This is a genomic window from uncultured Tateyamaria sp., assembly GCF_947503385.1.
Lineage (GTDB): Bacteria > Pseudomonadota > Alphaproteobacteria > Rhodobacterales > Rhodobacteraceae > Tateyamaria.
This window is the reverse complement of sequence record NZ_CANNDO010000007.1, coordinates 43,143-62,220: the sequence shown is the minus strand read 5'-3', so window position 1 is coordinate 62,220 and position 19,078 is coordinate 43,143. Positions and strand designations below refer to the sequence as shown.

16 protein-coding genes are annotated in these 19,078 nt (G+C 62.7%); all 16 read left to right on the top strand.

Going from position 1 to position 19,078, the window contains the following annotated elements:
• The 16 genes from Q1A85_RS18685 (at position 1) to Q1A85_RS18610 (ending at position 19,073) form a co-directional block, all read left to right on the top strand.
• Positions 1-3,297 carry a chemotaxis protein CheB gene (locus Q1A85_RS18685; protein WP_299693110.1) on the top strand — a complete coding sequence of 1,099 codons (3,297 nt, stop codon included), beginning with the start codon at positions 1-3 and terminating at the stop codon, positions 3,295-3,297.
• Positions 3,287-4,483: a HAMP domain-containing sensor histidine kinase gene (locus Q1A85_RS18680; protein ID WP_299693108.1), complete on the top strand. Its 1,197-nt coding sequence runs from the start codon at positions 3,287-3,289 to the stop codon at positions 4,481-4,483. Before Q1A85_RS18685 ends, Q1A85_RS18680 begins: the two co-directional genes overlap by 11 nt.
• A 114-nt stretch (positions 4,484-4,597) precedes the next feature.
• Entirely contained in the window at positions 4,598-4,987 is a 390-nt protein-coding gene (locus Q1A85_RS18675) for a response regulator (RefSeq protein WP_299693105.1), read from the top strand.
• A 137-nt stretch (positions 4,988-5,124) separates the two neighbouring features.
• The gene (locus Q1A85_RS18670; RefSeq protein ID WP_299693102.1) at positions 5,125-6,066 is read left to right on the top strand and encodes a bacterial transcriptional activator domain-containing protein; all 942 of its coding nucleotides are present in this window, start codon (positions 5,125-5,127) and stop codon (positions 6,064-6,066) included.
• A gap of 149 nt (positions 6,067-6,215) precedes the next feature.
• Positions 6,216-6,413: a hypothetical protein gene (locus Q1A85_RS18665; RefSeq protein ID WP_299693099.1), complete on the top strand. Its 198-nt coding sequence runs from the start codon at positions 6,216-6,218 to the stop codon at positions 6,411-6,413.
• On the top strand, positions 6,410-7,594 hold the full coding sequence (locus tag Q1A85_RS18660) for a hypothetical protein (RefSeq protein WP_299693096.1): 1,185 nt from the start codon (positions 6,410-6,412) through the stop codon (positions 7,592-7,594). Before Q1A85_RS18665 ends, Q1A85_RS18660 begins: the two co-directional genes overlap by 4 nt.
• Positions 7,591-8,721, top strand: a complete 1,131-nt coding sequence (locus Q1A85_RS18655; RefSeq protein WP_299693093.1) for a hypothetical protein — start codon at positions 7,591-7,593, stop codon at positions 8,719-8,721. Before Q1A85_RS18660 ends, Q1A85_RS18655 begins: the two co-directional genes overlap by 4 nt.
• The gene (locus tag Q1A85_RS18650; protein ID WP_299693090.1) at positions 8,718-8,969 is read left to right on the top strand and encodes a hypothetical protein; all 252 of its coding nucleotides are present in this window, start codon (positions 8,718-8,720) and stop codon (positions 8,967-8,969) included. Before Q1A85_RS18655 ends, Q1A85_RS18650 begins: the two co-directional genes overlap by 4 nt.
• The gene (locus Q1A85_RS18645) at positions 8,966-9,775 is read left to right on the top strand and encodes a hypothetical protein (RefSeq protein WP_299693088.1); all 810 of its coding nucleotides are present in this window, start codon (positions 8,966-8,968) and stop codon (positions 9,773-9,775) included. Before Q1A85_RS18650 ends, Q1A85_RS18645 begins: the two co-directional genes overlap by 4 nt.
• On the top strand, positions 9,772-11,154 hold the full coding sequence (locus tag Q1A85_RS18640) for a S8 family serine peptidase (protein WP_299693086.1): 1,383 nt from the start codon (positions 9,772-9,774) through the stop codon (positions 11,152-11,154). The genes Q1A85_RS18645 and Q1A85_RS18640 overlap by 4 nt, the downstream gene beginning before the upstream one ends.
• Positions 11,147-13,342, top strand: coding sequence for a hypothetical protein (locus Q1A85_RS18635; protein ID WP_299693084.1), 2,196 nt, complete (start codon positions 11,147-11,149; stop codon positions 13,340-13,342). Before Q1A85_RS18640 ends, Q1A85_RS18635 begins: the two co-directional genes overlap by 8 nt.
• A gap of 55 nt (positions 13,343-13,397) precedes the next feature.
• Positions 13,398-14,504 carry a hypothetical protein gene (locus Q1A85_RS18630; protein ID WP_299693082.1) on the top strand — a complete coding sequence of 369 codons (1,107 nt, stop codon included), beginning with the start codon at positions 13,398-13,400 and terminating at the stop codon, positions 14,502-14,504.
• Positions 14,504-15,607 (top strand): hypothetical protein, encoded by a 1,104-nt coding sequence (locus Q1A85_RS18625; protein WP_299693080.1) that lies wholly within the window; start codon positions 14,504-14,506, stop codon positions 15,605-15,607. The genes Q1A85_RS18630 and Q1A85_RS18625 overlap by 1 nt, the downstream gene beginning before the upstream one ends.
• A 3-nt stretch (positions 15,608-15,610) precedes the next feature.
• Positions 15,611-16,558, top strand: a complete 948-nt coding sequence (locus tag Q1A85_RS18620) for a hypothetical protein (protein ID WP_299693077.1) — start codon at positions 15,611-15,613, stop codon at positions 16,556-16,558.
• On the top strand, positions 16,555-17,901 hold the full coding sequence (locus Q1A85_RS18615) for a hypothetical protein (protein WP_299693074.1): 1,347 nt from the start codon (positions 16,555-16,557) through the stop codon (positions 17,899-17,901). Before Q1A85_RS18620 ends, Q1A85_RS18615 begins: the two co-directional genes overlap by 4 nt.
• Positions 17,898-19,073, top strand: coding sequence for a hypothetical protein (locus Q1A85_RS18610; protein WP_299693071.1), 1,176 nt, complete (start codon positions 17,898-17,900; stop codon positions 19,071-19,073). Before Q1A85_RS18615 ends, Q1A85_RS18610 begins: the two co-directional genes overlap by 4 nt.
• Positions 19,074-19,078 lie beyond the last annotated feature (5 nt).

The window sequence follows — 19,078 nt, the reverse complement described above, 5'->3', positions numbered from 1 at the left end:
ATGACGGAAGAGTCAGGATCGGAGAAACCGATCGACGCTGAAGAAGACCAGACCGAAAAGACGTCTGAAACACTCAGGGACCCATATATCGTAGGGATTGCCGCCTCGGCAGGCGGGTTGGAGGCAGTCTCGCTCTTGGCGCAGAACCTGCCCGCGAACGCATCCGCCGTATACGTAATCGCACTGCACATGTCGCCCACGCACAAGAGCGTTCTGTCCACGCTGATCTCGCGCGAGACAAAGCTGCCGGTGTTCGAGCTCAAAAGCGAAACGGTGGCGGAGCCAAATGCAATTTACGTGACGCCGCCCAACACGGACGTCGTCTATGAGCGTGGCATGTTGCGCCTGCGCAACCCGTCCGGCCACCCGGCCACGCCCAAACCCTCTGCCGACCGCCTGTTCAAAAGCATCGCCGAAGTGTGCGGTGAAAACTGTGTGGGCATTGTGTTGTCCGGGACGGGTTCGGACGGCAGCTATGGCTCGCAATCCATCCGCGAGGCGGGCGGCATCACCATCGCGCAAGAACCGGCAACGGCCAAGTATGATGGTATGCCCACCTCGGCCATTGAAACCGGTTGCATCGACCTGACCCTGTCGCCCGAGCAAATCGGCACGCATCTGGAAAAAATCCTCGCCCGGCCCCGCAATTTCGACGGGCTGCGCGACCTGATGGACACGCCCAGCCCGCTGGGCGATCTGTTTGGCATCCTGCTGGCCCGCACGCAGGTGGATTTCCGGGACTACAAGGAAAACACCCTGAACCGCCGCGTGGCACGGCGTATGACAGCGCTGGGGATCGACACATACGATGCCTATGTGGACTACTGCCGCGCCAATGCCGACGAAGTGGACGCGCTGCACCGGGACCTTCTGATTTCGGTCACCCGTTTCTTCCGCGATCCCTACCAGTTCGAGCATCTGAAATCCGAACTGAAAGAAACGTTCGACAACCGGACCACCGGCCCCATCCGCATCTGGATTGTGGGCTGCGCCACCGGAGAAGAGGCCTATTCCGTCGCGATTATCATTGCCGAAATCCTTGGCGGTATCAGCGCACTGGCCAAGCGTAACGTGCAAATCTTTGCCACGGATATCGACCAGAACGCCATCGAAGTGGCACGGCGCGGGGTCTATCCGATCACGGCGGCGCAGGATATCCCGCCGGAATTGCTGCCCGATTACTTTGTGATGGGTGAAACCGACATCACAGTGCGCCCCGAGTTGCGCGCCGTGACGCTGTTTTCGCATCACAACGTGTTCCAGGACCCGCCCTTTATCAACGTGGATCTGGTGAGCATCCGCAACCTGCTGATCTACTTCAACCTGTCGCTGCAAGAGCGCGTTCTGAGCCGGTTGCACTATGCGCTGAGCTCGACCGGGCTGCTGTTTCTGGGCACGTCCGAAACCGTGGGCGAGATGGCCGTATTCTTTGAGGCGCGGCAGGGCGCGGACAAAGTGTTTGGCAAACGGCGCGGCATCTCGGGAGAGTTGTCGATCGAGCCCGGCACAGGCATGTTCCACCGCACGCGGCGCAAATCCGGTCTGGGCGGCAAAACGACCTCTGCCAATGATCCCAACGCGCAGGCCGATCTGTCGCTGGCGCGCGTGGTGGCGCCCAATGGTTTTATCACCACCCGCAACGGCACCATCATCGAGGTGCTGGGCGACCTGAGCCCGTTCATGGAAATCCGCGCGGGCATGTCGACCTCGCTGAACCTCAAGATGTTGATCGAACCGTTGCGATCAGAGGCCACCAGCCTCATCGCGGTGGCCATGCGCAACGAAGAACGACGCATGGGCCGCTGGCATTCGGTGGCGACCCCGGTGGGCAACCGTATCCAGCTGAACGTGTATCCGTTCCACAATTTCAAAGGCGGTGAGATGCACTGCCTTGTCTCCGTCGATACCAAGTTCGAAGAACAGGTCGAAACCAATCTCGGCGACATCACCGACGAAGAACAGCGCGCCTATATCGAACGGATGGAGCTTGAGATTCGGTCCACCCAAGAGGCGTTGCAACAGACCATCGAAGAACTACAGACCGCCAACGAAGAGATGCAGTCCGCCAACGAAGAACTGCAATCCACCAACGAGGAATTCCAGGCCACCAACGAAGAGCTGGAAACCTCGAACGAAGAACTGCAATCCACCAACGAGGAATTGCTGACCGTCAACGAAGAGCTACAGATCAGTTCTGCCGAACGTCAGGCACTGGCCTCCGAGCTTGAGGCGACATTGTCTTCGGCGCCTTATGCCATCGCATTGGCGGATCAGGCGTTGATGCTGCGCCGGATGAGCCGCGTTGCGCTCGACTTCTTTGGGCTGGTCGACCTGCCGCCCACCGGCGTGCACCTCAGCCAGTGCAGCCTGCCCGCAGGCTTCCCTGCGCTGGCGCCGCTGGCCAATACGGTGCTGCGGGTGCAGGAAACGCGCCGGGTGCCGATCCTGTCGGAGGGCAAGCATTATACGATGATGTTGTCGCCTGTGCACGATCACCACAAAAAGCTCATCGGCCTGTCGATCACGATCACCCAATACGACAATGAACCGCTGGCGCGGATTGTGTCGATGATCAGCGAACTCAGCCATGTGGCGCACTGGACCTACAACCTCGACAGCAAAGAGCTGTTCTGGTCGCCGGGGATGTACAAGCTGCACGGGATGCCCGCCGACGGGCCTGCCCCCTCTTGGGACGAGGCGCACGCACGGCTACACCCCGAGGACCGCGTCACGCATCTGGCCGAGATGGAGGATCTGTTGCAGGACGGCGGCACGCTCGACTACGAGTGCCGGGTCTTTGGCGAGGGCGGCCATATCACGCGGGTGCGCGGAATGATCACGCTGGTGCGGGATTCGCTCAATGAGCCGATCCAGATGATCGGCGTTGTCTGGGATGTGGCGACGCAGTTGCGCAACCAGAACCTGCGCGAAAGCATCGAGGCGCTTCAGGAAGATATGGGGATCGGCGTCTATTCCATTGATGTCGAAAATTACGACCCAAGCTGGAACAGTGTGATGTATGACATCCTTGGGGACAGCACCAACTCTGCCACGCCGTCGGTCGAACACCTGTTGCGCCGGATCGCGGATGGGGATCGCCAGCGCATTCAGGAACTGATCCAGGGCACATTGGAGCATGGCAAGGCATTTGTGACCAAAACCGAGGTCACGCGGCGAGACGGCAGCAGCATTCACTGCGAGTGTCGCGGACAGGCCCGGCACGGCGCAAATGGAAAGGTCAGCCATGTGTTCGGCAGCCTGCGCATTCTGAACGGTGCCAAAGCCAGTGTCGCCTGACACGGCCCGCTCCGGTGTCGGCGCCGCCGAGGAGGCGCCCGAACACTCGTTGCTCTACGAAGCAAAGGTCGCGCGCGCGGCTTTTGTGGCGATGCCCAGTGCCGCGTTTCTTTTGGATGACGCGGCCCGGATCGTGCTGCACACGCGGCGTGCCGGGCGGCTTTATCCGCATCAGGACGCGCAGCACGACACAGGCCTCGAAGGGATCGCCTTTTGGCAGTTGACCCATCTGGACGAACCCGACCTGCGGCGCGCGTTGCGCAATGCGATTTCCTCCGGACTGATCACGCTGCCGATGAACAACCCCCACCGGGTCGACGTGCCCAAGGACGTGACCTTTCACCTGTCGCTGATGCGGATCAAGGGGGTGCGCCGACAACTCTATATGTTGTCTCAGGACCATTTGCGCGCCAGCGCCACCGCATTGCAGACCGCGAACATGATGCGGGAACAGGAATCGAACCGGGGTCTCCACCTTGAGGCGCATATCAGCACCTTGCAGAATTCCGTCATGTCGATGGAAACCTTTGCCAATGCCGCCAGCCATGACCTGAAAACCCCGATCAACGCGCTGAGCGGGCTGCTTGAGCTGTTCTGTGCCAAGTTTGAAAACGATTTGCCGCCCGAAGCAGAACCCTACCTGAAACATATGCAGGGTGCGGTGGTTCAGATGGATGCGCTGACAACCAAGCTGATGGCCCATGCGCAATCTTCGGCGGCCCCGATGGAAATGCGCCAAATCCACCTGAACGATACGGTACAAAGCGTTCTTGATCTGCTCGACCCCGCCTTGCGCGACAATGCAGAGGACATCGCGCTGTCCGGCCCGAAATTCGATCTGATGGCCGAACCGACGATGCTGCACATTCTGCTGGGCAATATCGTGTCAAATGCACTGAAACACGGTCATGCCGACCGCCCGCTGCGCATCACACTGACCACCGAAGTGACTGGCACCAGCGCGGTGCTGCGGATATCCGACACGGGCACCGGCTTTGCGCCGGATCAAAACCGCGCCATTTTCACGCCGTTCACCCGACTCAAATCAAATGTGCAGGGCTCCGGTCTGGGATTGGCCACCTGCGCCGAGATCTGTCGCAGGCACAATTGGGACATATCGGCGGTGTCGGACGGGCAGTCCGGTGCAACATTTAAGATCACATTTCCGACAATTCTAAAGGTTTAGGACCTGTCAACCTGAGTTAACAAAAAGAAACCGTTCCGAACGCCTTGCCAGTTACATTAGCCATAATTTAACGTCTCGCGCATATGGCTGCCGATACGCTGAGCGAGGTTCAAGATGGCGCAGGTACTGGTCCTAGAAGACGACGCAGGTTTGCGGTTTGCATTCAGTGAAGCATTGGAAAACGCAGGGCATTCGGTTTTGCCCGCGGGCGACCCGGACAGCGCCATTGCCCATCTCAAGCGTCAGGTGCCGGATGTCCTATTGCTGGACCTTATGATCGGCAATTCCTATTCGACCGATGTCGCCAATTACGCGGCCTTTGCCGTGCCCGATGCGCATGTGATCTATGTCACGGGAAGCGGTCTGTTTCCAAAGGGTGAATTGTTTGACATGTGCCGGAACGCCCGGCTGATCCTGCGGAAACCTGTCGATTTGCAGGAATTGACCGACCTTGTTTCCCATATCTGCCCGGCCACACCCACCGCCAAAACAGCAAGCGCCTGACGCGCGTCCGCGTCAAAACACCGATAGGCGTCCCGCCGCCGGTGATAAAGTTTTCGTGATCCCCACACTTGGCAGGTTCCCGCGAGGCGGGTACGATTTGCCTGTAGTTTAAGAGATTTTATTTCGGGAGCACGATTATGAAGAACCTTCGGGTGACGATGTTCGGACGTGTGTGCATTACGGGAGGATCGGGCGCGCGCGTGGAATTTGAGACGCAAAAGTCGCGCGAATTGTTCTTTCTCAGTGCCTTTCATCTGGGCCGCGGGCTGGGCCGGATCGAAGCCGCCTCAACCCTGCGCATGGATTGTACCGACACGCAGGCGCGGCGCGCGCTGTCCACCGATTTGTGGCGCATTCGACAAGGCTTTACCCAAGCCGGGCTTGATCCCGACTGGTATCTTGAAACGACACCGCGGGATGTCGCACTGAAACCGTCCAAATATCTGCACATCGACCACATGCATTTTGATTTGCTGGTCACGCGCATCTCGGATCTGCCATACGGTACCGTCGGTGCGGATGATCTCGCAATGCTCCAAGAGGCGGCGACGCTCTATCGCGGTGACCTGTTCGAAGGGCAGTCTTGGGATTGGTGTATGGTCGCGCGCGAGCAGGCCCGGTCCTGCTACACTGACATCGCGGACCGGCTGATGCAGCATTTCATGGCCGAAGCCGAATGGACCGAGGCGATTTCATGGGCGCAGGTCCTCGTGCAGCAGGACCCTTTGTGGGAACATGCGCACCGGGCGCTGATGCGCTGTTACCTGCTGTCGGGCAATCGGGGTATGGCGATCCGCCAGTACACCGACTGTGCCGCTCTTTTGCAGGATGAGCTTGGGGTGGAACCCAGTTTTGAGACCCAGCAAATGTATCGCGGATTGTTGTCCGTGGCGATCCAGCCGCCAGCCGAACGGGTGCTGCGCCGCGATCCCGCGCTGCCTGCGGCACCGCTGCAAAAGGGCCGGTCCGGCGCGCTCACCGATCATCTGGCCAAGGCGCTTGGCAACCTCAATCAGGCCCGCAGCCTTGTGGAACATGTGGATCACGCCCTGCGCACTGATGGTGCATCGACCAAATAAGCCCCTGCAAACAAACGTGTTTCAAGCCCGCCACTAGCGCGGGCTTTTTCATGTCTCACGCGGCGTGGTAGACTTGTGAGAGCCCTGTGAGAGCTTTGGGACCGGCCCCGTGTCTGCTGATCCAACAGATCGAATCATGGGGCTGAGCAGTGCAGTCATTCCGTTTCATCGTCGCGTATCGCAGCGAACGTCAGGACCCCGGCAAGGGCGAAGAGGTGTGGCGCGGCTGGGTTGAACAAATCCACCCCGCCAATTCCGACAAGGCCGTCAAACACTGGTTCGCGGACCCGTCCGAAGTGGGCGGTATCATCGAACGGTCGATTGACGGCAGCGAGGCGGCACGATGATGCCCGCCCTCGACATTGCCGCCAGCCGCGCCCGTATTCTTGCCCCCGCCGTGCAGGCGCAAAGCATGGGATACCGCGACAACGACACCGGTGATCTTTGCCGGTCTGCCCCTGCCCCGATCCCTACCCCTATGCCAGAGCCGCTGACTGTGGACCGGCCAAGTGACTTTGTCGATCTTGATGCCAGCCCTTTGGAACTGGCCGGCATGGCGACACAGCAGGCCGCCCCTGTCCCGTCTGCCCCTGCCTCTGCCCCTGCCCCTGCCCCTGCGCCACAGCCGGCCCCCTCGGGCACGGCCACGCTCACGCCCGCGCTGATGCGGCGCATTCTTTACCTTGCGACCACCCCGGCGGGTCAGGAACCGGCCTATGGCCGCTGTCAGGCCAATCTGGACGGGCACGGGCTGCGCTATGGGCTGGGCCGGTTTACGCAGGCCAGCGGCGATCTGGGTCGCCTTCTCAAAGAGATGCACGCCGCCGATGCCGCGGCCTTTGCCACAGCGTTCGGTCCCGCCGATGATTTCCCCGAAGCTGATCCACAGGCGCTGCTCACCGTCACCAACACCCTGCCCGCCGCTTCGGGCGGGGTCGGTGCCGATCTGCCGCAATTGCAGCCCGTCTCAGGCAAGCTGGTCTGGTCCAAGGAATGGGTGGCCCGGTTCAAGGCGGCGGCCAAGGTGCCCGCCTTTCAGGCCGTGCAGTTCAAGATCACGGCGCAGGTCTATCTGCTGCCCATCCTGTCGCTGGCGCATCAGTTGGGTCTGAACAGTGAAAAAGGCCTGGCCCTCGTGGTCGAGCGGGTGATCCAGATGGGCGCTGACCGCGCCCTGCCCGCCCTGCTGGCGGCCATCAGCCCGCTAAAATCCGACGCGATGCGCACCGCCGCTCTGGCCCATGTCGCACCGGGCAAAACGATCGAGACCTTTCAAAAGGAACAGGGTCTGGGCGACACGCCCGGCCTCTTTGGCGTGGAAACCCACGCCCGCGTGCTGGCGCTGCTGCGCGCGGACAAAGGGGCTCCGGTTCAAATGCCGACGCCACAGATCATGGTCGAACAGATCGCCGACTTTTTTGGCCGCGACAGCGCCCAGTCGGGTCTGGTTGCGCCCATCGCCAAAAACGCGGACCTGTCGCTGGATGGCTTGGACGTCTCTGCACCTGACATGGGGGCCGCGACATGACCCCCGCAGGCCTGCCCCCATCGGCCCGCGAAATGAGCACGGCGCTGCAATCCAGCCCTGCCTTCCGGTCGCTGCCCCCGGCGCAACAGCAAGAGATGTTGGGTCAGGCGCAAAAAGTGTTTGGCTATCTCGAACAGGGGCCAAACGGGGCTATGGCGCGGCCCATGCAGGGCACCCAAGGCGGCACAGCAGGTGGCGGCGGCGGCGGCACAGCGGTCAACGACCCGGTGCGCAACATGGGTGAAGTGGCGGCGGACACGCTGAACGCCATTGATTTCCCCAGCTTTGTCGCGTCGCTGATCCAAGGCACGTTTCAGGCCATCGTCGACAGTTCGATCCAGCAGATGGAAGCCTATAGCCAGTTGCTGGCCTCGGTGTCCAAGACGGTCGATCAGTTCATGGACGAGCATGTCACCGACGACATGGCGCGCGACCACCTTGCCGACAATTACGGCGGCGTGTTCCAGCGCGATCTGGCGGGCGGCTCGCCCACGCTCAAAGTCGCGCCGCCCGAGGCGTCCGGCGGCACCCAACTGCCCAGTTTTTTGCAGGACCTTGGCTTTGGCGATCTGGGCGACATTGATGAGCCCGCGCTGAACGAGACCGTCATTCCGCAGGTGCGCCGCACGCTGGCCGAAACGCGGCACCAATCGCTGGCCACCATCGTGATGATGGGCCTTCAGCGCACGGTGGTCGAAGACGGTGAGATCAACGCCAAGATGATTTTTACCGTGGATGCCACGCAGTCTGCGGATGTCACATTCAACGACACCTCCACCACCAATTGGTCGATGCAGGGCACCGCCGGGCGCAATCCTTTTGGGGCTGCGGGCGTCAAGGTCACCACAACCAATCTCAACACCCAGTCGGAGATCACGGCTCGGGCCGAACTGACCGGCGAAGTGCGGATCAAGTTCAAGACCGATTACTTCCCCATGGAACGGTTTGCCGACAGTCAGGCGATCCAGCTGATCAACAACCACGCCAAACCTTTCCCCGCAGAACAGGCCCCCGCGCCTGTCGATCCTGCCGCGCCCACAACTCCGGTCAGCACCGGTCAGGCGCTGGAGGCGCATCCCGTCGCGGAAAACGCGTGGTCGGTGCCTGCACCGGAGGAGTTGAAATGAGTATGCCCGAGCTTCAGACAGCGCTGATCGGGCTGATCGACGCCTTTGCCGCCGACACGGGGCAGGATGTCGTCAAAGTGACCGCGGCGCGGCTGACATTGCCGATGGAGGTTGGTTTTGACGACACCGAGGCCGGTTTGGTCGCAGGTTCACGGCCCGCCAGCACGCAGATGCGCACCGGGTTCGAAGCCCCCCTGTCCACAATGCGCTTTAGTATGGTGCGCGCGCCAACGGGAGAGGCGCCATGACCCTCGCCGCCCCCATCGAAGATTTCCTTGAGGCGATCACGGCACAGCTGGACAAGACGCAGGATGCGCTGCGGCTCAAGGCGGTGAACCGCCCGCTGACCTTTGCGCTCAAGGATTTTGCCATCGACCTGTCCGTCTTTGTCGAAATGGATCAGGACGGCGTGGTGCGCCTGCGCCCCTCGGCCCCGAACGAGGAAGGCGCAAGCCAGATTCATCTCGGCTTTGCCACCATCACCCGCGCCATGATCGAGGAAAACACGATCTCGATGGAACTGACACAGGCCCCAACGCTGGAAGAGGCCGGGCTGGCACCCGAAGAAACCGTGCGACTTCAGAGGCTTGGGGTGCGCAATACCGCGCAGCTCAACCGTCTCAATCAGCGCTCGGGTCAGGACGGGATATCGCGGTTCTCCGGCGTTGATCCGAACCGGTTGCAAGAAGCGCTCAAGCTGTCGCGGCCCCGGATCAACTACGTCAACATCGGCCCCGGCGCGCCCGTGCCGGTGGACCCCGACGCGACCGAAAACATGGTGCCCATCCGCCAGAAACAGCGTCAGATGCGGCTGCGTGGCGCTGGTCTTGTCGACCCGCAGCGCCCGGTTCAGGCGCGGCTCAACAACCGGATGGTGCCCATCCGTGCTGCATCCGCCAGCCATATCGATCTTGAACTGCCCGAAGATGAAAACACCGGCGCGCTGGAACTGTCCCTGCCGGATGGATCGCTGCAACGGATTGATCTGGTGCCCGAAGAGGCCGAAGGCTGGGACGCCCCCGCCCCGGATGAGCCCGAGGGGTCAGACCCATGACCCGCCCCAACACCACGGGCCGCGTGATGGCCAAGCTGCGCACGGCGCCGGTCCATCTGCCGGCGCATCTGGACGTGGCCCAAGGGGCGGCGCGCGCGATGAACACGCTGGATGATGGCGGCAGCATCGACCATTCGGTGCATTGCTGCGTGTCGGGAATGCGCTGTTCGCGGGTCTTTGGGTCAGCCTTTGGCGTGAACAAGGCAGGCGAGCGGGCACAGGGTTTCGACGATCTGGAGATATCCATGGGCCTTGACCGCGTGGTTGCGGTCGAACTGTCGGACAAATGTGCTGCCGAAGCCGTGGCACAGGAAATGTCTGCCGATCCGGGCGTGGAATGGGCGATGCCGGAACCGCTGGCGCACGCCCCGCTGCTGGCCGGGGCCGACCCATCCGTATCCACACCGGACCGCGCGCTGGTCGAGGCGCCGCACAAACGCGTGCAGGCCGCCCAAGCGCTCGCCATTGAGCCGGGTCAGACCAGCGTACGCGTGGCGGTGATCGACACCGGTGTGGCGCTGGATCACCCGGAATTTGACGGGCGCATTCAGGGCGGGTTGGACACAGTCGATCTGGGCATGGGCACACTGGCGAGCGGTGTTGAACTGCTGGGCGACAGCAAAGGGCGCGATTTCTGCGCGCGGGACGAAACCGGTCACGGCAGTCATGTGGCGGGCATTATCGGCGCACGCGGGCTGAGCATTTTGCCCGGTCTAGCCGGCACCTGCGGTCTGATCCCGATCCGCGCGCTTGCCGCAGCCCGCGGCGCCGGAGGCCGGGTCGTTGGCATCGGTGGCACCATCGACATTGATGCCGCGATCAAATCCGCCACCGATATGGGTGCGCGGGTGCTGAACCTGTCGCTGGGCACATCCGAACATGACGTGCCCGTGGGCGTTCCGGCGGTCCACAGTGACAGCATCGCCTACGCTCAGAAAAGGGGCGCAGTCTGCGTCGCGGCCATGGGCAATTCCGGCAGGCGCGAGGTGTTCTACCCCGCCGCCCTGCCCGGGGTGATCGCTGTGGGGGCCATGAACGCGTCGGGCTACCGTGCGCGGTTTTCGACTATCGGCGCACATGTGACGCTATGCGCGCCCGGCACCGACGTGATCAGCGCCGGATTGCAGGGCTACAAACCATCCACCGGCACCAGCCACGCCGCCCCGTTCGTGTCGGGCACCGTGGCGCTGATGCTGTCGCTGAGCGACCGTTTGGGCGGCACGCTTAGCACCGAAACCATCACGTCCATTCTGACATCGACCGCCACACGGGGGTTGAGCCCCGCAGACGAGATCGGCGCGGGATGCCTGAACGCGGGCGCCGCATTGGCCGCCACACGGGACGTGCTGCAGAAACAAGGAGGAGGCCAAAATGCCTGATACCCCCAAACTGGAACGCAACATCCGCAAGGAACTGGAAGACATCCTGTTTCCGGGCATCGCCACGCCGCAGGCGCAACGCGCCGCACTGGACGATTTCCTGTCTCTGGCCGGTCCCCTCGTCCGTCCCCGGCTGGCGCGTGTCGCAGACAGGATCGGCCCTGACCTTGTGCCCACCCGCAACATTCTGCGTGGCATCATCGGGTTGATCATCACCAGCCACGTGGCCCGCTTTGCCGCCAACTGGGACACGCCGCGCTACCGCGCGGCACTGATCGCCCTGTCCGATTTCGTAGGCGAAAGCGATGCGAGGCTCGCATCGCTGGCCCGCGCCTTTGCCGGGCGCGGTGACGCCGCAGACGACAAGGTCCGCGATGCCTTTCTTGAGGCCACCGGGATCGAGATGCTGGCCGAGGCCGACACCGAAGATCTGGGGGCCGACGAAGGCGGCGACATGCCCGACCCGTTCGTGACCGAAGACGAGGTCGTTGTCGTCGGCGGCGCGGGCGACACGCCCGACACCGGCACAGATTCAAGCGATACCAATTCCAATTCTGACACTTCCAACGAGGCCGACACCATGCCTGACCAGCCACCCCAAAATATTTTCGACGCATTCACAGCCAATTTCGCCTTTGACGCGGCCAAACTGCCGCGGAACCTGCAATACGACACCTCCGGCACGACCGAGACATTGTCCTCTGGCCAGCGGAATTACATCCGCGGGGTCGAGGATGCGCTGGTCAAGCTGGGCATGGGCAACAAGCCCGGGATGCGCCACGCCGTCATCGGCCTTTTGTTGGCCGACGGCACCTATGACCCGGACGACCGGGCGTTTTATGACAATGTGCGCAAGGCCGTGGACGAACTGAAATCGGCGGCCTCCTCCTCTGGCGAAGGCATTGTCGTGGGCAATGACGCGTTTGAGGCCAGCTTTAGCCTGCGCTCGGACGTGTTCGCCGCCGCCTACGGTGTTCTTGAGCCGATGCGCCCGATCTTTGCCGATGCTTTTGGCAAGGTTGGCCGCGCGATGGTCGACCTCTATGACACGCGCCCGCCCGGCAGCGCCGGGTTCGCCGCCGCCACAACCGCCAAGTACAACGACGTCACGCTGGCCGGGGCCGGTGGCGACGGGGGCGGATCGGGCATCGCCTTTCTCGACCTGCCGCCCCTGTCTGGCGGGGGCATGGAGGATCAGCAGATTGTGCCCGACAACATCCGGGCCATGTCCGCCATCTACGTGGTCTATCAGTGCGAGCAGATGATGCTGTTCCCGGTGGTGGACCGGATCGTGGAATTGTTCATGGCGGGCCTTTTGCCCATGTCCGGCGACAACCTCGCCCGCAAGCTCGACGATTACTACTGGGACAAGGACGACCGGGTCAGCCCCAATGGCCGGGCCGCGCAATACACCCGCGCGCTCAACGCGGGCGGCGGCAATGTGGGCCGGGACGTGACCGCGAATGTCGAGTTCAACGAGCTGTTGGAGCGGGTGATTTTCTCCACCTCGGAATACAATCGCCAACAAACCGTCAGCGAGATGTTCGAGACCCGCGGTCGCCGTGCCAAGGCCACCACGGGCGAACAAGTCCGCAAGGCCGTGCGCGATCTGGCGGCCAATTGCACGCTTTACGGCTATGCCGGGACGCAGTTTGCCGCCGAACGCATGGGCACCCAGCTCAAGCGGGCTATGGAAATCCTCAGCCTGCCGCGGATCAAACAGGTCTACGGCGTCAACAGCATGTGGCAGGTGATCGAACGCGTCGCCCAAAGCGAGTTCGGCACCACCGTCAACATCGTCAAGCACCGCACATTGGCCGAAGAGGTGCGCACCATCCTCGACATAGTGGCACGGCGCAGCACTATCTGGTCGCTGTCCTCGGGCAACAAGCTGTTTGCCGAACATGAGGACGACACCGCCGATCTGTCCTACGCCGACAGTATGCGGATGTTCCAAGCGTCGCAGTATTACCTTGCCGTCAACGGTGTGCAGGACGACCACGTCGCCAAGATGAGCCAGCCCGCCGACACGCCAGCCACGCCGACCATCCCCGGTTTCGGCAGCTTTGGCGGGCAGGACATGCCCGCGATGGGCGGCGGCAATGATGTGTCCGGCCAACTGCGTGACATGCTGGCCGCCGGTCAGACGCCGTCGCCTGACCAGATCCGTTCGATGATCGGGATGTGAGGCGGCGCACCCGCCGCCCCCATCCCGTCACACCCAACCCGGAAGGAGTGCCATCATGGCTCACCGTCGTGCCTCCGATGCGGCCAAGTCGCTGCTAAGCAATGCCTCGCACCACCTGCTGACGCCCAACCCGCTGGACCTGCCTGCGGTCGGCTCGGCGCTGGACACCTCGCTGGACTGGTGGCTCGATCAGCCGCCCGCCGCCGTACAGAAACGCGACGCGTTTGGCCCCACTTATTCGGAATCCAACGCCTCGGCGCTCGCCTTCAAGCTGGACCCGACCGACCAGTTCGCCCCCCACGATCAGGCGCAGATTGCCACCCATGCCGCCCGTGCCGTCATCGGCGCCGATCTGGGCAGTCAGGCGTTGCACTGGTTCGATGAGCGCAGCGAGCCGTTTCGCGCCGCCCGGATGCCCGGGCACAGCAATTATGGCGCCAACTTTGCCACAGCCGTGGACCGCCACGGAGTGATGGAAGCCGCCGCGACCTTTGGCTGGTCCTATGACATGACCAACGAATTTCCCCAGTCCATCGGACAAATGGCGCAGATCGCGCTGGCCGCCCTGCCGGGGCTGTCACCGTTTTACACCACGATCAGCTGCGGACGCCGCGCCGGTGGTCAGCAGATCACATTTGAGATCACGCAAGACACCAGCTTTGCCGCGCTTGAGCCGCTGATGAAGGCCTTTGGACTTGAACACCGGCACGCGGGCCTGATGACCGTGGGCGCCTTTGCCCTCGGCGCGCGCTATCACCTGCCCGCGGGATCGGCGACAATCACGCTCTTGCGCTCGGGCCAGTCGGTCGAGATGCGGCTGGACATCAATCTGGATGCGCTGCCCGACGCGCCCACGGTGATGCTGCCGCTGTTGCGGCTGCCCATGGCGGAACGGCCCGCATCGCTCAGCAGTTTTGACCGCTGGCTGACCGCGCTGACGCCCGATGGCTATACCGGGCCCGGCTCCGTCACCGTGCTGAGCATTCGCACCCGCCACGATATGCCCGCGCGCATGGCGGTATTCCTGCGCCCCGTCGCCTTTGAAAAACCCAATACAAGCGCCGACACCCCTGCCCCGCAGCCCACAGATGCCGCCGCGCAAGAGGCCGCATGGGCACAGGAATGGGGCCCTGAACAGATGCCGCATATGGGGGTCATGTGATGTCCGCCGCCACGCAACAGGCCCGCGCCCGCGCCGCCTCTGTCCTGCAAAACTCAAACTCGTTCCGGCAACTGCCGCCAGAGCAACAGGCCAAGGTGCTGGCCGATACGGACAAGGTGATCGGCTATATCGCCGATGTGGGCGGCGCGGATGCGCTTGGCCTCATGCCCGGCGGTGGCGGGATGCCCGCGCGCCAGATGGCCACGGGCGACCAACCCTCGGATGCCGAATTTACCGGCCAGATGAGCGAGGCATTCACCAATACGATCAAGCAGGTGGATTTCCCCGGCTTTGTCGCTGAACTGATCCAAGGCGTGTTTCAGGCCGTGGTGGACAGCAATATCCAGCAAATGGAAGCCTATGGCGAGTTGGTGTCGAATGTCGCCAAATCCGTGGACCAGTACATGAAGGACAACGTGTCCGAAGAACAGGGCCGCGACTTCCTTTTGGATCAGTATCCCGACCACCTGCAGGCGGATTTGCAAAACAACCGGGTGGTGCCCAAGGATGACGCCAACCCGGACAATGCACCCGACTTCATGGCCGATCTGGGCCTGCCCTTCAACTTTGACGATATGGACGACGAGGACACCGAAAAGGAACTGGTGACCGCCGCCCGCAAGAAGATGTCGATGGACCGCCAGCAGATGCTGGCCACGATGATGACCATGGGCCTGACCCGCATCGTTGTGACCAAGGGCCAGATCAAGGCAGGCGTGCAGTTCGACCTGAACGTCGAGACACTGTCCAAGCGCCATTTCGACAAGCAGACGGGGTTCGAATACAACCGCGAGACCAAGTACAAGTCCAAGCACAAAGGGTTCTGGTTCCTCAAACCCAAGCGCAGCTACGAGCGCGATTCGACCCTGAACATCACCACCGACACCAACACCGAGAACGATGACGAGCAAAGCTCGGAAACCAAGGTCAAGCTGACAGGCAATGTCGATCTGCAATTCAAGACCGACTATTTCCCGCTGGAGCGCATGACTGAGTTGCTGGGCGTCAATCAGGAAGAGGTCGCCGCCAAGGCCAAGGCCCCTTCGCAGCAAGGCGGCGCACCCGCACCCACCGTGCCCATCCCGCCGATGCCGGGGGGCTAGGTCATGGTTTCGCTCTGCCAAAGTGCCCTGACATTCGGCTCCATTCTGGAGCATCAGGCGCGCACCTTGCAGCGCTACGGCGCGCCGGTCGCCGCCGCCGCACTTTCGGTCGAGCCGGTCCAGTTGCCACCCCTGCACGCCACGGGCCCCGGCGGGCTCGACCGCACCAAGCTGGAAAGCATCGCGGCGCTCTATATGTATGCGGAGCTTGAGACATCGGGCCTGATGCAGCTGGCCGAACTGGTGGTCGAACAGCGTGTGACGCTGCCCATCCGCGACCGCGAATTGTCGAAACTGCTTGAGGATTTCGCGACCGCGCAGCGGGGCGGCTGGTACGACGACAGTCGTCGGGCGCAGGTGTTCCAACAGCTTTTCGGCTTTAGCGGCGCGCGGGATTTCCGCAAGCTGTTGCGGCTGTTGAGCACGCAGTTGAGCCAGATGGCGCAAGCACGCACAAATGGCGACCGCCAATACGCCGCGCGCGGCGTTGGCATGGTGGTCGAGGCGGTGCTGACGGACATGGACCGCCGCCAGATCGCGTCCGTCGGGCACACAGCACAAATCCTGAACCGGCAATTGCGCTCTGCCGTGGCGGTGCTGGGGCACCCCGGCCTGCACCAGCTGTATCAGGCGCGGGACATGTGGTCGCTGATCGAAAAGCTGGCCGTGTCGCCCGGCGGCGTGCCCCCAAAGGTGAGCGATATCGTGCGGCGTGCGCAAACCGGCCAGTTCATGCTGCGCTGGCTGGCAGAACATCTGGCGACGCTGCGCGCGCAACCGACCAAGGCCGGTGATCTGGCGGCGGCGACGCCTGCGCTGTTCAACCATGCGGATATGTGGCTGGTGGCAGCGGCGTCCCTGACCCGGCAAAGTCCCGCACCGCAGAACCCGCAGCCCTATCCGGCAGCGCCCACCCCCAGCTACAGACCCCCGGGCGGAGGTTGGGCATGACAGACACGCAAGACGACTGGCCCGACGCCCTGCCCGGCCCGTTCAAGGGGCTGCCCGGCCCCGACGGACCTTCCCGGCCCGCGCAACTGGACGCGCTGGTCGACGCACAGGTGGACGCGCTGGTTGCCGCCTCTCCCGCCTTTGCCGGTGCGCCGGAGCCGCGCCACGGACCGGTCAAGGCCATGATCGGGCGCATCGCGCGGCACGCAGCGACCCTCGCGCTGGAGGATTGGCAATTGTCGGACAAGCTGGGCCAGCGCCCGGCGGTGGAGACCCGCGAAACTGTCGGCATCGACCCCGACATGCTGCCCCCCGATACCCTTTCCACGGCGCAATCCGGGTCAGGCTTTGAGCAGGCCGCAACCGCACGTGTCGGGTCGGTCACCCAGTCCACGCTCAAGGCGATCTCGTTTCCGGTCTTTGTCTCCGATCTGATCAAAGGCACGTTCGGCGCGATCCTCGATGCGACCACGTCGCAAATGGACAGCTTTATGGAACTGCTTGAAAACGTGTCCAAAACCGTTGAGCAATTTGAGAATGAGAACGTGTCGGACGTGCAGGCCGCACAATGGCTCGCCCAGCAATATCCCAAACATATCCAGTTGGTCCCCGGCCAAGGCGGCGTGACCGCCGCCCCCACGGACGCCACCGATCCGCCCAAGGGCATCAAGGAACGGCTGGCCCTGTCAACCAAGGTCGACAGCATCGACGACATCACCATCGAAGAGGTCCTGCTGCCTGCCGCACGCCGCAAGCTGGCGCAATCGCGGCTCGAAATGCTGTCGTCTCTGGTGATGATCGGGCTGCAACGGGTGGTGATCAACCATGGCCGCATCCGCGCCACTATGGGCTTTCAGATCGACGCCAGCGACAGCGCCAGCGCCAGCAAGGCGAACCTGACGGATGTGAGCGTCGGAGCCTCGGGCAGCTTTGGTGCCTTTGGCTGGGGCGCGTCGGTGTCGAGTTCGGTCACCTATGTGTCCTCCAGCAAAAAGGATTCAAATGCGGAACTGGACGTCAGCGCGGACCTGACCGGCGAAGTCGATCTGCATTTCTCGACCGACTACATGCCCCTCAATCGCCTCGCCTCTGCCGAACGGCTGGAACGCATCCGCAAGAACACGCCCGTGCCCGAGCAAAACACGCCGTCCAAGAAGACCGGCGCGGCCCCGCCCAAGACATCCGCAGGCGACGCCCTTGATGCCCATATGAAGACCCGCAAACCCAACGCAGTGCCCAAGGCCCCCGACCCCAAAAAGGCAGCCGCCGATACGGTCAAATCGGCAGTCACGCCCGCCAAGTCCAAATCACTGGACACACACACCGAAGGGAGGGCCGCGTGATGGATCACGACATCCTGCCCGGCCATTTCGCCACCCCCAACCCGGACGGTCCCAAGCCCATCCGTGCTGTCAACGATCTGGTGGAAAGTCAGGTCGCGGCTCTTCTGATCTCCAGCCCGTCCTACGCTCAATTGCCGCCCGAGACGCAGGACGAGATGCAGGCGAACATGCACAAGATTTCGGCCTATACCGCCGAACTGATCCGCGATGACTGGCAGCAAAGCCTGAAGCTGGGCCAGACACCGATGGTGCGCAAGACCCGCACGATGGAATTTGACAAGTCGGCGCTGCCCGCCGACGCGCCGATCGCCGCGCAGGCCACGGCCCGGCCCATGAACGAGCCATCCTTTAACCCAGCCGCTGCCAACAACGTCGCGCAAGTCACTGAAAACACACTGAACGCTATCGCATTCCCCACCTTTGTGGCGGATCTGATCAAGGGCACGTTCAACGCCATTGTGGACGCGTCCATTCAACAGATGGAAGCCTTTGGCGAGCTGTTGTCGAACGTGGCCAAAACGGTGGATGATTTCATGTCTGACAACATCTCCGATAACGCTGCGCGTGACTGGGTCGCTTCGGCCTTTCCCGCCTCCTATCAGGTGGACACCAGCGGCAATCAGGGCGCGCTGCGCACGGTCAAGGACCTGAGCGACGCGGATGCCTCGCGGATGCGCCGTACCATGGGTCTGACCGACGATGCCGATCTCAGCGATGTCGAAGAGGTGGTGGTCCCCGCTGCGCGCCGACATCTCGCGCAATCGCGCCAGCAGATGCTGTCGTCGATGATGCTGATGGGGATCAACCGGATCAACGTGACACGGGGCCGGATCAAGGCGCAGATGGGCTTTCGCATCGATACCCGCGATGCCGCCACCGCTTCGGCCTCCAAGAAGTTCGACATGAAGCATGAGAACCAGTTGAAATACAGCAGCTTTCTGTCGCCGGTCAGCGGATCGCAAAAGACCTCGGTGGCCTATGTGTCCAGCTCCCAGAAAGACAGCGAGAACGAGATTGACGTCAGCGCCAACCTCACCGGAGAGGTCGATCTGCAATTCAAATCCGACATGTTCCCGCTCGAACGGTTCGCCGATCCGGGCATGATCGCCAACATTCAGGCCAATTCCGCCAACCCATCCGCAGCGCCGCCCAACACCGGGACTGGCGGCTGATCATT

Excerpts from the sequence above, each read along its gene's own strand:
- Q1A85_RS18685 (WP_299693110.1), top strand. The coding sequence starts at position 1 with ATGACGGAAGAGTCAGGATCGGAGAAACCGATCGACGCTGAAGAAGAC.
- Q1A85_RS18675 (WP_299693105.1), top strand. The coding sequence starts at position 4,598 with ATGGCGCAGGTACTGGTCCTAGAAGACGACGCAGGTTTGCGGTTTGCA.
- Q1A85_RS18640 (WP_299693086.1), top strand. The coding sequence starts at position 9,772 with ATGACCCGCCCCAACACCACGGGCCGCGTGATGGCCAAGCTGCGCACG.
- Q1A85_RS18625 (WP_299693080.1), top strand. The coding sequence starts at position 14,504 with ATGTCCGCCGCCACGCAACAGGCCCGCGCCCGCGCCGCCTCTGTCCTG.
- Q1A85_RS18660 (WP_299693096.1), top strand. The coding sequence starts at position 6,410 with ATGATGCCCGCCCTCGACATTGCCGCCAGCCGCGCCCGTATTCTTGCC.
- Q1A85_RS18630 (WP_299693082.1), top strand. The coding sequence starts at position 13,398 with ATGGCTCACCGTCGTGCCTCCGATGCGGCCAAGTCGCTGCTAAGCAAT.
- Q1A85_RS18645 (WP_299693088.1), top strand. The coding sequence starts at position 8,966 with ATGACCCTCGCCGCCCCCATCGAAGATTTCCTTGAGGCGATCACGGCA.
- Q1A85_RS18655 (WP_299693093.1), top strand. The coding sequence starts at position 7,591 with ATGACCCCCGCAGGCCTGCCCCCATCGGCCCGCGAAATGAGCACGGCG.
- Q1A85_RS18670 (WP_299693102.1), top strand. The coding sequence starts at position 5,125 with ATGAAGAACCTTCGGGTGACGATGTTCGGACGTGTGTGCATTACGGGA.
- Q1A85_RS18620 (WP_299693077.1), top strand. The coding sequence starts at position 15,611 with ATGGTTTCGCTCTGCCAAAGTGCCCTGACATTCGGCTCCATTCTGGAG.
- Q1A85_RS18635 (WP_299693084.1), top strand. The coding sequence starts at position 11,147 with ATGCCTGATACCCCCAAACTGGAACGCAACATCCGCAAGGAACTGGAA.
- Q1A85_RS18650 (WP_299693090.1), top strand. The coding sequence starts at position 8,718 with ATGAGTATGCCCGAGCTTCAGACAGCGCTGATCGGGCTGATCGACGCC.
- Q1A85_RS18615 (WP_299693074.1), top strand. The coding sequence starts at position 16,555 with ATGACAGACACGCAAGACGACTGGCCCGACGCCCTGCCCGGCCCGTTC.